Here is a 13,703-nt window from a genome sequence, read left to right on the forward strand (position 1 = left end):
GGAAGCCGACAGTGCCGAGATGTCGAAATAACTAGACACATATGTATAGTTATCGGTGCGGCGACACCGACGCTGATCGCGGTCGCATCGTCGCGACGCCCCGCGAAGGAGATCTTCATGCCCCAATCCCCAGCGCCACAATCCGTTTCGGACACGACCGACACGTTGATGACGGTGGACCTGACCCCACGCATCGCCACCGCGATCCACGCCGACAAGACAGCGCTGCTGAGCGGCGTCCACGCCGCCGAACTGCGCGACCTCCTCGAACAACGAGGGGTACTGGTCTTCCCGCAGATCGGATTCACCGACAGCGAGCACATCGCGTTCACCAAGACGTTGGGCACGTTCGCCCCCGAACGCAGCGGCGAGGAGGTCTACAACGTCACCCTCGACACCGCGGTCAACAAACAGGCCGACTACCTCAAGGGTTCGCTGTACTGGCATATCGACGGCACCATGAACGAGGTCCCGATCCGGGCCTCGCTGCTCTCGTCGAAGGTCCTGCCCGCCGACGGCGGCGGCGACACCGAGTTCTGCAACACCTACGCCGCCTACGACGACCTGTCCGACGAGGACAAGGAACGTGTCGAGCAGTTGCGGGTCATGCACTCGGCCTGGAACACCCTGTTCTACTACGACCCCGAACCCGACTACCGGACCCTGCGCCGGATGATGGCCATCGGCGACCGCGAACTGCCGCTGGTGTGGACGCATCAGTCCGGACGCAAATCGCTGGTCCTCGGATGCACCGCCCGCCACGTCATCGACACGGAATTCCGCGAGAGCGTGGACCTGCTGGTGCGCCTGCGCGATTGGGCCACCCAACCGCAGTTCGTCTACCGCCACAGCTGGTCTGTCGGCGACCTGGTGATCTGGGACAACACCGGAACCATGCACCGGGCCACGCCCTACAACCCGGACTCCGGCCGCCTGCTGCACCGCACCAAACTCGAAGGCGAAGAACCGTTCGAGTGATCGGACGGCTTCACCGCCGGTGAGCACGGTGTCGCCGATCCGCAACCGCGGGATCGGCACGGGCGCGACAGTCCCGGCGGCGGGGCGACCCGGATCAGGTCGACGTGGCGGCACCGCGTGCGCCGGTCGGACGAAAGCCGCCGTTGGCGATGCCGACCGTCACCGCGGTGCCGATCGGGCCGCGCCGGTCGAACAGGGCGACCGAAGCCGTGGCGATCCCCGCTTCGCTGTTGTGCGTGAGCCCCGCCATGCCCACCGAAGGGCCTTCAGGCAGCCGAGACAGCGTCACCGTGTAGTCGGCGTTGATGAAATGCAGCCCGCTCGCACCGTAATTCGCGACCGCACTGGCGGAATCGGCCACCATGACCGCGCGGGTCAGCGGCGTCAACTTCTCGCCGCTGACCAGGGGAGTGAGGTAGGTGAGCCAGATGAATTTCTGGCTCGCGCTCTCCCACGACCTCAGATCCGCGCCCGGCACGCCGGGGTCGTCGGCGCTGTAGATGAGGCCGTGGCTCGCCGAACCGGACGGCGGAGTCGTCGGAATCTCCGGTGGCGGCGGCATCTCTATCGGCGAAGTCCAGACCTGATTGGGCGACTGTTCGCCGCGCCGCAGATAGACCGCGCGCGCGTGGGCGACCTCGGCGCCTTCCTGAACCATCGCGGCGTCGATCACGCAGATACGCCTGCCTCGGCGAAGGACCGTGGTCTTCACGGTGACCGGCGCGAGCAGGGCTCGGCCCGACAGATCGATCGTCACCCGCGTCGGATGCAATTCGGTGTCGTTCACGCACCGTTCGATAGCCCTGCTCAGCAACCCGCCCACATATTGACCGCTGACGAAGTCTCCCCACGGGCCTCGGGCGAGCGGAGTGGGAACGCAACTCTCACCGTCTGCGACGAACACACCGTGCGGAGACTCGTTCATGGACAACCTCACCCTCCGACGTGATCGCCGTGCCGATCCGGGCCTGGAGACAGCGCGGAGTCGACCCTTCGCCGACCACGAACAGTTCGGACAACTGTCCGCACAGTAGTTCAGATTCGAGCGGTGAACAAACGGGCGACCCCGGCTTCTCCGCGCAGTCACCGTCGCCTCAGCGGAGCAGCGCGGATCCGGACCACACGATCCACGACTCATCGACCCACCGAGGCGAGGGGGAATACGCGGTCGACGTCACCTTCGGTCGTCACGCCGAACGTGGTGAGCACTCCCGCCGCCGCGTGGCGCACCGGCCATTCCCTGATCTGCGGAACGCGGCACCTCTCGGGGCGTCGTCTCAGCGTTCACGACCCGACAGGCGGCGATACCCCCGCGCTATGGACCGACGGAGCGGGGAGTAGTCGACGGCGAACAGCGCCCAGATTCCGGCCAGGGGCACGACCGTGGTGATGACATGTGTGGTGGAGAAGCCGATTTGCGCGAGCGCGGGCACCAGCGCGGCGACGCTCGCGGCGGCCGAGATCGCGAACAGTCCCTGGAACCGGCGCAGTTCGACCTCGCTGCGGTAGTCGCCGAGCTGGCGAGTGTGGCTTTCCAATGCCCGCAGACGTGCCTGGGCGGTGTCGTGATGCTTGCTGACTTCGAAGTGGGCTTCGAGATCCTCTGCCACCCGCAGCATCTCGGGATCTTTGAGCATGACGTTGAGGTTGCGGGTCTCCGCCAGATACGCGGCCGCCAGCGCGAGTTGACTGGCCGACAGCACGTGCGCGTCGGCATGTCGCCACCCCGCACGCAGTTGCGCGGTGGTCACCTCGTGGGCATTGATCCACATCTGGCAGACATACCAGTGCGTGTGAATGAGATTCAGCAACCCGAGCACGGACGCGGTGTCGATATCCGAGGCCCTGGTCAGCCCACGGATCACCGTCGACCAGCCCGAGCTGGCGACCTCGACGGTGCCCGCGCGGAAGAAGGTGGACTCGGCGTCGTCGGTGGTGTCACCGGTGCTCGACAGCCAGAGCAGTCGCCGGGCGGTCGAATCCGCGAGGTCCTGCCGGTCACCGATCCAGCAGATCCGGTAGTCGTGGAACGCGTAGAGGAACGGGCGCGGCTCGACGAACCGAGCGACTGCCTCGCGCAACCGAATGATGATGCCCGCGTGCAGATCCAGTTCCGTCCCGGGATCGATCGCCACCTGGTTGCTCAGGCTCACGCCGAGTGCGCCCATTCTGTCCAGATAGGGGATGTAGTCCCGATTCTTCCAATCGATGATGTCGTCGTAGACCGTCAGCAGTTCGGCCACCGCCTCGTCCGAGGACAGTCGATAGTTGATCGACGCGATGCCCAGCCAGGGGAACAATTGCAGTTGGCGCGTATAGCGCCACACGACGCCGCCGAGGCTGACCCGCCCCTCGGGCAGCGTGTGGCGAATGATCGGCGCGTGACCCGCGAGATAGGACAGGTTCCAACTGCGCAGCAAGGCCGGATCGGGAGTGGACGGCCCGTGCAATCGCGTGAGAATCCCTTCCAACCGCTCCACGTCGCGAATCTGCCCGCCCAGATCGTATTTGAACGGCACGAAGAGCGAAATCCCCACCTACTCGACAGTACAGACCGGATCGGTGGGCGAGTCGTTCGAGATCGCGGGGAAGTGGTCTGATCGCGCGGTCCGGCCGACCACCCCGGGTTCCCGTGCCGCCCCTTGACCGAGCCCTCTGTCGGATGTTACGAATTCCTCACCGCATTTTAGGCAATTGCCTAAGCCGAGCGGGTGGGCCATCGGAGGAGACAACGTCGTGCGCAGCCACCTAGGCAGGAATTCTTCATGACCGAACTCAGATTCGACGGCCGCGTCGCCGTGATCACCGGCGCCGGAAGAGGATTGGGCCGCGCCTACGCCGAATCGCTGGCGGCGGCGGGCGCGCGCGTGATCGTCAACGACCCCGGCGGCACCATGCGCGGTGATTCCATCGAATCCGACGTCGCCACCGAGGTCGTGAACGCGATCACCGCGGCGGGCGGCGAAGCGACCGCCTGCCGTGAATCGGTGGCCACACCCGCCGGCGGCCGGTCCATCGTCGAGGCGGCCCTGGACACCTACGGTCGGCTCGACATACTGATCCACAACGCGGGCAACGTCCGCTACGGATCGTTGACCGAGTTGAGCTACGAGGACTTCGACGCGGTCCTGGACGTGCACCTGCGCGGCGCGTTCCACGCGGTACGCGCCGCGTTCCCGGTGATGAGCAGCGCCGGATACGGGCGAGTCGTGCTGACGTCATCGATCGGGGGCCTGTACGGCAATCAATCGGTCGCCAACTACGCCGCCGCCAAGGCCGGTGTGATCGGCCTGTCGAACGTCGTCGCCCTCGAAGGAGCCGCGTCGGGCGTGAAATCCAATGTCATCGTGCCCTCCGCGCTCACCCGGATGGCCGACGGCATCGATACCTCCGCCTACCCGGACATGACCCCGGAACTCGTCGCACCCGCGGTCGCCTACCTGGCGCACGAATCCTGCGCCGTCAGCGGCGACATGCTGGTCGCGATCGCCGGACGACTCGCGCGCGCCTACGTCGCCGAAACGCCCGGTGTCTACCGGCCCCAATGGACCAGCGCCGAGGTCGCCGCACAGATCGAGACCATCCGCGACACCACCGACGCGTGGGTCCTGCCGCCGGTCCCGACCGGTTTCATCGACCACATCAGCCGCAGTTTCGCCATGGCCACGGAAGGACACCGAGGATGACCATCCCCGACGAACTGCGCGACATCGTCGCACAGCACCAGATCCGCAATCGCCTCGTCGGGCTGGCCCGTGGCGAAGATCGCCGAGACGCCACACTCGTGCGGGCCGCGTTCTGGCCGGACGCGACAACCGATTTCGGAATCTTCGCCGGCTCGTTCGACGAATACCTGGCGTGGGTGGTGCCCGGCGCCGCGGCGGTTCCGGTGACTCAGCACCTGCTCGGGCAGACATTGATCGAACTCGACGGCGACACCGCGCTCGCCGAGACCCATGTCTTCGCCTACCACCGCGTCGACTACGGCACCGAACACCACGACATTCTGCTCGGTGGGCGATACCTGGACACGTTCGAGCAGCGGACCGGGGAATGGCGCATCCTCCAGCGCACGATGCTCTACGACTGGACCCAGGATCTCGGCGTGGCCGCCGACTGGTCCCAGGGGCTGATGGGCGCGCCGTTCAGCGGTGATCACTTCACCGGAACGACCACCCGAGACCACAGTGTGGCCTTCTTCGGGCGGATCACCTCGTCCTGAACCCCGAATAGTTCTCGTCAGCAAGGAATTTCATGGATTCATTGTCCGGCGCGGTCGCCGTGGTGACCGGAGCCAGCCGTGGAATCGGCAAAGGTATCGCGCTGGCGCTGGCACAACAGGGCGCCACCGTCTATGTCACCGGTCGAACCGTGACACCGGGAACCTGTCCACTGCCCGGCACCGTCGGCGAGACGGCGGCCGAATGTGACCGCCGCGGCGGCACCGGTATCGCGGTCCAGGTCGATCACGCCGACGACGCTCAGGTCGCCGCGCTGTTCGAACGGGTCCGATCCGAGCGGGGCCGCCTCGACATCCTCGTCAACAACGCCTTCTCGTTGCCGGAGGATCTCACCGACCCGGACCCGTTCTGGAAGAAGCCACTGTCCAACTGGGAGATGATCGATGTCGGCGTGCGATCCAATTTCGTCACAGCCTGGCACGCCGCGAAGATCATGGCGCCGCAACGCTCGGGACTGATCGTGGCTATCTCCGGCTACACCGGAGTTTCCTACACCTACGGCGTCATCTTCGGCACCGCGAAATCCGCCGTCGACCGAATGGCCCGAGATATGGCCGTCGAACTGAAACCCTATGACATCGCGTCCATTTCGATCTGGCAGGGCCTGACCTTCACCGAGCGTGCCGAACGCAACCTGGCAAACATTCCCGGCCTGAGCGGGCAGGCATCCACCCGGCCGGAGAACGGCTGCTCACCGGAGTACCCGGGCCGAGTGATCGCGGCCGCCGCGATCGACCCCGAAGTGATGAAACTCAGCGGCGGCACCTTCATAACCGCCGAACTGGGCAATGCCTACGGCGTCACCGATATCGACGGCAGACAGATTCCCTCGCTGCGCGCCACACGCGGCGAACCCCTCTGGTCGCCGATCTGATCCTCGTTTCCCTCCAACCTACGAAGGACACCATGACCACCTCGTTGAATACCGATCGGAACGCTCGGCTGGAAACCCTGCTCGACCGGCAGGACATCCTCGACACGCTGACGCGATTCAGCCGAGGTATGGACCGCTTCGATCGCGCACTGTTCCTGTCGGCTTTCCACACCGACGCGACCATCGCCGCAGGCGATTTCGTCGGCGGACCCGCAGACCTCTACGACTGGGCCTCGGCCATGCACGCGAACGGCCAGTACGCGACCCACCACAATCTGCTGAACCTCACCGTCGACATCGACGAGGACACCGCACACACCGAGCTGTACTACCTGTTCGTCGGACGCAACCGCGACGACAGCAACTGGATCGCGGGCGGACGCTACATCGACCGCCTCGAACGGCGCGCAGGCGAGTGGCGTATCGCGTTGCGCACCAACGCCATCGAATGGTCGGGAATGGTGCCGACCATGCCGCTGCCCTTCGCCGACGTGGCCGACATACACCTCAACGGCACCCCCTCGCGCGACACCGACGACCCGTCCTACCGACGGCCGTTGACCAACAACCGCGAACCCAATATCCCCGGTTGAGCTCTCGCGGCCGCGACTTGCCGCGCGGTTCGCCACCTCGAAGCAGCGGGTTCGAGGTGGCCACCGACCCCGTCGCGAACTCGGCGACAGCCGCCCCGGTGGAGGCTTCCCGCAGTCGAATCCAGCGCGCGACGGGGCCGTGGGCACCCGGGCGTCAATGAACGAGCTGGATATCGCCCAGACCGCAGGCGAGGTGCTGGCTAGAGAGAATTCACCAATGAGCTGCATATATGTCATAACATGAGACTGCTGTAGGCGGGATGGCCCAGGGGAGTGCCCATCGGCTCATCTCACCGCTTTTCGTCGCGGGCACGCTTGTGATCGCGTACTAGAGCGCCGTGCGCCGTAAGTGGCTGCGAGCCGGTCGGTGAACTCGCGGTTGCCTACGACCGAGGTCGCCGACGGCGAATCCGGCAAAGCACGAGACCAGGTGTTTGTGGCGCGCTCGGGGCTTTCTTGGGCAATATTCGTCACAGTGACGATATGTGTGATGCATATTTATGCGCGAACAGAACTTGTCCATCAGGTCAGTGGGCAAACTTTCCCGGGGTTTGCGTCGCATCTCAACTCGGCCGATCCCGGATTGCTCGCAACTCCTTCGGAGCGGCCTCGGAACGGACGCTTCAGGCTATTTCCATATGGCATAAATGAGGCGGATTTTAACGCCGATAATCTACATTATGTCAACTAGTAGGGATCTGGGCGGCGCGTTGCCTCGAGGCCAGCACCCCGTCCAATTCGGCCGACGCGTACCTGGTGATCAAACCCGGCTCACCGGTTCGAGCGGTGATCGCGACCGGATCTCCCGCAGCGGTCAACCCGTGCCCGCCGGTCAACGCATCGTTGGTCTTCTCGATCTGCGCCAGCAGTGCGGCGACGTCACCGGAGAAGTCGCCGGTCTGCACACTGAACTGGGCACCTCCGCGAGCCAGGACCGCGTCGCGGGGATAAGCCTGCGTGTTTCTTTCCTCACCCAGTCGCTCGCCGTCCATCAGCGACCAGTCAGCGACCGCCGGGAACGTGATGCCGCCCTCCAACGCGATCACATCGCCGACCACGGTCACATCATCGACCGGGACGGCCGCATCGATGCGCGGCAGCAGTACACCCTGTACGAAAGCCAGAGCCAGCACCACCATCGCCGGCACCAGAGTCCGCTTGTCCATGCCCTTCCAGCGGCGATCCACTGGAACCCAACGATCCCCCGGATCGAAACAGTCTCCGGAACAGGCGGTCTCGGTATCTCTCAGGTGCGTACTCCTCAGGCCCTCCATTCCAGGTCCTGCCACTCTAATCCCGGAACAGGCGACATTCACGTTCACAACGGCAAGCGGCTCCCCCACATCTACCGCAACCAGCAACGATCCGGTTTCCGTTTCACCGATGCCCCGATCCCCGATTTGCGTGCCGAGCAACGCCCCGATCGGCGACCGCCGGTCATCGGCGTCACCGACCAGGTCGGTGCTCGACAGGCGTCACGGGCGTGGCATGAACGCACACCGAATCCATGTCATTACCGGCGAATCACTTGGCAGTGGCTTTCCGGGCCCGGGCCCGCCGCGCGGCCTTGCGTGGAACCGCGGGCACCGCCTCCGCCTCCGCGTCGCCCACGGCTCCGCCGGACGGATCATCGCGCCAACTGATCTCGATCTCGATTTCTGTCCGGTCGCCGTCGACTTCGATCTCGAGTTCCCATTCGACGTGGTCGGCGACGACGATTTCGATCGAATCGCCACCGGAGCCCATTTCCACCTCCGAGCCGCTGGCGAGGGCGTGTCCGATCGCGATGAGTCGCTCGGATACCTCTTTGCGGGAGAGTTCGGATTTACTCTTGATCTCCAACTTCGGCACGACGACTCCTGACCTGGGTTCAGTGTGGACGTGCACTCACCGTAACCGCCGCGGCGGGCCGGACAGCGCGAACCGGCTATAAAACCGACGTGTCGGTACCTCGGGGGTCGGTGCCAGAGGTATGGCTCGAACTCGCGCCTACGGGCAAACACACGGTCCGATCTGCGGGGCTACCGGCGCGGCCGACTCAGTGTCGCCCGGGACGTCCCCATAACCGACGGATACGGTGGATCCCCCGTCAGCACCCAGCAATTCGGAGTCCGGCACGGGCGTCGGTCCGGCGACGCGACGCTGCGGAGCCGACGTGGTGGGCCTCTGGCTTCTCGGGCGTGATCGATGCACTCTCGGGCGAAGCACCAGGATCAGCGGCACCAACAGGATCGTCAGCCATGGGAGATGGCGCGTCAGCTGTGAATACGCTTCATTCCGGCATGTGCGGCAAAGTCGCAGTCAGTGCTGTTCCTGGAGGCTGCCTTCGAGTAGTTCGACGAGTCCGAACGGCGCGCGCTCGCCGAGGCAGAGGTCGATCACCTCGTGTGCGTCCGCGTAGGCCGCCGCGCTGCGCGGGAACAGAAATGTCTCGTAGGCGGTGAGGGCGGCTTCGATGTCGTCGGGGTGCGCGGCGATCGACCGCGCGAGTTCGGCGCCGTCGAGCATCGCCAGGTTCGCGCCGTCGCCGGAGGGTGGCATCAGGTGCGCGGCATCGCCCAGGAGCGTCACTCCTGGCACGCGGTCCCAGCGGTGGGCGGCGGGGAGGGTGTGGATCATGCGTGGGACGGGTGCGGTTTCGCCGTCGGTGATCAGCGCGGTGAGTTCCGGGGCCCATCCGTCGAACTCGGCCGCGATTCGGGCTCTCGCGGCGGTGGCGTCGGTGAAGTCGATGTCGGCGATCCACTCGGCGGGGCGGTTCAGTTCGACGTAGGTGTGCAGGATGTCGCCCGCTTCCCGGTGCGCGACGATCCCCTTTCCCGGGGTGAGCGCGTACATGGCGCCCGCACCGACCGCTTCGGCCGTCGCCGGGTGCCGTTGGTCGACGTCGTAGAGGTATGTCTCCACGAAGGTGACATCGGTGTACTCCGGCTTCGCGTCGGATACCAGCGGGCGGATTCTCGACCAGGCGCCGTCGGCGCCGACGAGGAGATTCGTCGTGACGGCCGAGCCGTCGGCGAAGGTCAGTTCGTGTCGTCCGTCGCCGAGCGAGCGGACCAGGGTGACCTTGTGTCCCCATCGGACCGTATCGGCGGGCACGGAGTCGAGCAGAATCCGGCGGAGGTCGCCTCGCAGCACTTCCGGTCGTGCGCCGGTTCGGTCGTCGGATTCGTCGAGCAGGACCGTGCCGTGCTGGTCGAGCACCCGCGCGACGTCTCCGCCCCGGTGGATGACGGCGCGGAATTCGTTGATGAGGCCCGCGGCGGCGAGTGCGATCTGGCCGTCGTGTTCGTGGATGTCGAGTTGGCCGCCTTGGGTGCGGGCGTCTGCCGAGACGTCCGCCTCGTAGACCGTGGCGGGGATGCCGTGGACGTGGAGGACGCGTGCGAGGGTGAGGCCGCCGAGGCCCGCGCCGATGATCGTGATCGGTGTCGTCATCTCGGTACTCCTTTCGAGTTTGTTGGAACAGCGTTCCATGGAAGCCATGTTGGAACATCGTTCCAATCGTGTCAAGATATTCCGCATGGCGACCAAGTCACAGCGGACCGAACGTCGCGCGGACGCGCTCTCCAAGCAGCGGATCGTCGAGGCCGCGCGGGAGATCCTCGACACCGCGGGCGAAAGGGCTCTGACCTTCCGCGCGCTCGCCGCACGCTTGGCGACGGGGCCGGGGGCGATCTACTGGCATGTCGCCGACAAGAACGAACTCCTCGCCGCGACCACCGACGACGTCATCGCCCGCGTCATGACCGAGATCACCGAGGGCGCGACGCCGCGGGAGGTGATCCGCACGGTCGCACTCGGCGTATTCGACGTGATCGACACCCACCCCTGGGTCGGCGCCCAACTCGCCCGCGAACCCGCGCAAACCGCCATGCTGCAAATCTTCGAACGTATCGGTCGTCAACTCGAAGCGCTCGGCGTTCCCGAACGAGCTCAGTTCGACTCCGCGTCCGCGCTCGTGAACTACATACTCGGCGTCGCCGGACAGAACGCGGCGAACGCCCGCATCCACGGCGGAAAAACGGACCGTTCGACCCACCTCGCCACCATCGCCGAACAGTGGGCGCACCTCGATCCGGCCGAATACCCCTTCGTCAGAAGGTTGTCGGCCCAACTGCGCGACCACGACGACCGCGAACAGTTCCTCGCGGGCATCGACCTCATCCTCGCCGGAATCAGCGCCGTCCGTTGAGGTGGACCGGGCACCACATCGATTCTGCGACTGCGGGATTCGGTAGCGATCCACTGCCGTTGCGCGGTCGCGTAGCCCTGGTCACCGGCGTGAGCCGCCGCGAAGGCATCGGCTGTGCCATCGCTCGCCGATTGGCTGCGTCGGGGGCGAGTCTGTTCTTGCATCACGTCGACGACGCTTCGATCCATCACCTCGGCCTCGACCTCATCGATCCCGACGCCCCTGCCGCGCTGATCACCACCGCCGCAGAAGCATTCGGCCACCTCGACATCCTTGTCTGCAACCACGCCCGCAGCGGCGCAGACGGTCCCCTGGGCACGCTGGACGCCGCACTGCTCGACGCCCACTGGGCCGTGAACACCCGATCGGTCCTCCTGCTCGTCCAAGCGTTCGCCGCACAGCACGACCGACGTGACGGCGGCCGCGTCATCCTCATGACCTCCGGGCAGGACCTCGGCCCCATGCGCGACGAGATCGCCTACGCCACGGCCAAGGGCGCACTGGCCTCCATCACCCCCACACTGGCCGATCACCTCGCCGATCGGGCCATCACCCTCAATACCGTCAACCCCGGTCCCGTCGACACCGGATACGCATCACCGGAACTCCACGAGGCAGTACGACGACGCTTCCCGGCCGGGCGATGGGGTGACCCCGACGACCCGGCCCGCCTCATCGCCTGGCTCGCCACCGACGAGGCCCGCTGGATCACCGGGCAGATCATCAACACCGAAGGTGGCTTCCGCCGATCGCGCTGATCCCTGATATTCAGCGTGCGCGGGCACGCGAGCGATTCCACGAATTCCACGAATCGTCGGGTACTTCGGCACGAATCGAATACCGGATCGGGGTGCCCATCGGGACGGGTAGACGAGTCAGCGCGGGCAGGATGTCCGGGGACAGCGTTGTCAGGTAGTCGGTGTCGATTGATTCGCCGTGTTCCCAGCGGTCGATGTTGCGGTCGGCGATCAGCCGTTCCGGGTCGATGACCGCCAGCGCGAGCAGTGTCGCGAAGGCGGTGCCGATAGCGGCGCGCGGCAGCCAGGCCAGATCCAGTCGCGGCAACGCGACCAGTACGAGCACGAAGATCAGGCCGAGCCAGAGTTCGAAGACCTCGACCAGTAGCCGAAGCACCGTGAACCCGTATGCCTGCTGGTAGGTCCACATTCGAGCCAAGGCCGAGGCCACGATCACCAGCGACAGCGTGCTCACCGCGCCGGTCAGGATTCGCAACCACGCGCGGTCGGTGGCGTTGTCCCGGCCCGCCAGGTGCAGCACGACCATGATGATGGCGAGGGTGAGCACCGAGACGATCGACAGCTGCCAGAAACCCGTGCGGGCGTATTCGGCGTAGGTGAGACCCGAGGTGCGCTGCACATAATCGTCGCCACCGAACAGCGCGACGAATTGAACCGCGACGAACAACGCGAACAGCGCCGTCAACGCACCCATCGGCAGCGCCCATTCCAGGCGGCGCAGGCCGCGCTCGGGTGCGGCGTCCACGGCCGTGGGCAGTGGTCCCGCCAGCAGGTACATCGCCCCCAGCGAACCTGCCCCGACCACGACGAACAAAGAAATCCACCGCAGGACCGCGCCGGTGCCGACTTCGGGCACCACATCACCGACCAGCGCGCCGAATGTCGCGTCGGCGCTTGCGAGCAGCGGGACCAACATTGCGAGCAACGCTCCGGTGACCAGGATCGACCAACTGGTTCGCACCGACGGCCCATTGCCGCGAATCCCCTCGGCTCGCGCGTATGCCCACGGGATAGCCGCCGAGATCGTGGCCAACGGTACCGCCGCGACGTCGTGCCAGGTGCCCCGGGCCGTGCGCCGCCCGATCACCGCGAGCGAGCCCGCCACCGACGCCGCGATCACGCACAGCACGAACAGCCAGCCCGCGGCGCGGAACGTACCCACCGACAGCAGGCCGAGACCTATCGCGGTCCACCAGATCCGTTCACGATTGCCCACCACGAGGGCCAGTGGTGACACGCCTCGATCGGTCTGGGCCGTCTCGGAATCGATCACGGCGACGGCGGCCGCACTCCCCGATTCCGTCGATGGGGAGGCGGCCTCCGCCGCGCGCGCTGCCGGAACCGATCGGGGCGGTGTAGCGGACCTTCTCGCCCGCCGATCGACCTCGAATACCGCCACCGCGGAGACGGCGGCGGCCAGCAGCCAGCCCAGGCCCGGGCGATCCAGCGGAATCGCTGCCGCCGCGACGGTTCCGCTGACGACCGCGGCGGGCAGCACTCCGGGAGGGCACACGACATGACGCCGGCGAGGAATGCGTACGTACGGTGCGGAGCCGCCGGGCACGATCGGCCACCCGGCGGGGGCCGGTCCGCTCGACGCGGAAACCGATGTCGCCGAGGGCGTCGGCCCCGGTGGTGGAATCGGTATGTGGTCGGCGTCGGTGCGGGTCGACCGCTTCCCCGTCTCGGGCGCGGGGACCGACGGCGCGGATTTCGGCGCGGTCTCTTGCACACTCGTTGTCGTCGGGACGCGGTGGTCGTCCGATATTTCCGCGGCCGCGTCTTCGACGGTGGTGCTGTCCGACGTCGCCTCGGCCGCGTCGGCCTCGCGTTCGTTCGCCTTCTCGCCGTGGTCGGTCATCGACCCCTCCCCGTCACCGCTGCGCTGTGCCATGAGGGGGACCCTAGCCAGACGGTGTGGAGAGCAGACGCGTCAAATGTGGAGATTCGGCGTGGGGCCGAACCGAGATCGCCACGGCCCGAGCCGCTGTCGGTCACCGCGCGCCCGGCCGCACACCCTCGCGATACCGCACACCTACCATCGGGCATCCAACCCCCGGGGCC

At 66.4% G+C, this 13,703-nt stretch carries 13 protein-coding genes; 7 read left to right on the forward strand and 6 right to left on the reverse strand.

The genetic code is table 11. The features are described 5' to 3' along the window. The first annotated feature begins 117 nt into the window (after positions 1–117). Positions 118–978, forward strand: coding sequence for a TauD/TfdA dioxygenase family protein (locus tag DAT37_RS11495; protein ID WP_109524731.1), 861 nt, complete (start codon positions 118–120; stop codon positions 976–978). A gap of 94 nt (positions 979–1,072) precedes the next feature. Here DAT37_RS11495 and DAT37_RS11500 read toward each other — a convergent pair whose 3' ends face one another. Both DAT37_RS11500 and DAT37_RS11505 read right to left on the reverse strand, forming a co-directional pair. After that, positions 1,073–1,903, reverse strand: coding sequence for an acyl-CoA thioesterase domain-containing protein (locus DAT37_RS11500; protein ID WP_109524732.1), 831 nt, complete (start codon positions 1,901–1,903; stop codon positions 1,073–1,075). A 352-nt stretch (positions 1,904–2,255) separates the two neighbouring features. Then, on the reverse strand, positions 2,256–3,515 hold the full coding sequence (locus DAT37_RS11505; RefSeq protein WP_109524733.1) for a hypothetical protein: 1,260 nt from the start codon (positions 3,513–3,515) through the stop codon (positions 2,256–2,258). A 228-nt stretch (positions 3,516–3,743) separates the two neighbouring features. Here DAT37_RS11505 and DAT37_RS11510 point away from each other — a divergent pair, with 228 nt between their 5' ends. From DAT37_RS11510 to DAT37_RS11525, 4 genes are read left to right on the forward strand one after another with little or no spacing between them, the layout of a single operon-like run. Next, complete coding sequence (locus DAT37_RS11510; RefSeq protein ID WP_109524734.1) at positions 3,744–4,664, forward strand: SDR family NAD(P)-dependent oxidoreductase; 921 nt, start codon at positions 3,744–3,746, stop codon at positions 4,662–4,664. Beyond that, entirely contained in the window at positions 4,661–5,200 is a 540-nt protein-coding gene (locus tag DAT37_RS11515; RefSeq protein ID WP_109524735.1) for a nuclear transport factor 2 family protein, read from the forward strand. The genes DAT37_RS11510 and DAT37_RS11515 overlap by 4 nt, the downstream gene beginning before the upstream one ends. A 32-nt stretch (positions 5,201–5,232) precedes the next feature. Continuing rightward, positions 5,233–6,093, forward strand: coding sequence for an SDR family NAD(P)-dependent oxidoreductase (locus tag DAT37_RS11520; RefSeq protein WP_109524736.1), 861 nt, complete (start codon positions 5,233–5,235; stop codon positions 6,091–6,093). 32 nt (positions 6,094–6,125) lie between these two features. Next, the gene (locus DAT37_RS11525; RefSeq protein ID WP_109524737.1) at positions 6,126–6,686 is read left to right on the forward strand and encodes a nuclear transport factor 2 family protein; all 561 of its coding nucleotides are present in this window, start codon (positions 6,126–6,128) and stop codon (positions 6,684–6,686) included. Positions 6,687–7,369: 683 nt separating this feature from the next. Here DAT37_RS11525 and DAT37_RS11530 read toward each other — a convergent pair. The 3 genes from DAT37_RS11530 to DAT37_RS11540 all read right to left on the reverse strand — a co-directional run bounded on the left by DAT37_RS11530 (position 7,370) and on the right by DAT37_RS11540 (position 10,124). Continuing rightward, entirely contained in the window at positions 7,370–7,852 is a 483-nt protein-coding gene (locus DAT37_RS11530; RefSeq protein ID WP_157978419.1) for a hypothetical protein, read from the reverse strand. A gap of 358 nt (positions 7,853–8,210) precedes the next feature. Next, on the reverse strand, positions 8,211–8,537 hold the full coding sequence (locus DAT37_RS11535) for an amphi-Trp domain-containing protein (RefSeq protein ID WP_109524739.1): 327 nt from the start codon (positions 8,535–8,537) through the stop codon (positions 8,211–8,213). A gap of 450 nt (positions 8,538–8,987) precedes the next feature. Continuing rightward, entirely contained in the window at positions 8,988–10,124 is a 1,137-nt protein-coding gene (locus DAT37_RS11540) for an FAD-dependent oxidoreductase (RefSeq protein WP_109524812.1), read from the reverse strand. 85 nt (positions 10,125–10,209) lie between these two features. On the opposite strand from DAT37_RS11540, the gene DAT37_RS11545 reads away from it, so the two are divergent. Together DAT37_RS11545 and DAT37_RS11550 are read left to right on the forward strand one after the other, a co-directional pair. Further along, positions 10,210–10,881 carry a TetR/AcrR family transcriptional regulator gene (locus DAT37_RS11545; protein WP_198654191.1) on the forward strand — a complete coding sequence of 224 codons (672 nt, stop codon included), beginning with the start codon at positions 10,210–10,212 and terminating at the stop codon, positions 10,879–10,881. Positions 10,882–10,940: 59 nt separating this feature from the next. Beyond that, a complete protein-coding gene (locus DAT37_RS11550) occupies positions 10,941–11,639 on the forward strand; it encodes an SDR family oxidoreductase (protein ID WP_232839683.1) in 699 nt (232 codons plus the stop codon). A gap of 10 nt (positions 11,640–11,649) precedes the next feature. On the opposite strand, the gene DAT37_RS45385 is transcribed toward DAT37_RS11550, so the two are convergent. Next, positions 11,650–13,533, reverse strand: coding sequence for a DUF4153 domain-containing protein (locus tag DAT37_RS45385; RefSeq protein WP_232839684.1), 1,884 nt, complete (start codon positions 13,531–13,533; stop codon positions 11,650–11,652). Positions 13,534–13,703: the final 170 nt, after the last annotated feature.

This window comes from Nocardia aurea (assembly GCF_003123685.1).
In the GTDB taxonomy this organism is placed as follows: domain Bacteria; phylum Actinomycetota; class Actinomycetes; order Mycobacteriales; family Mycobacteriaceae; genus Nocardia; species Nocardia aurea.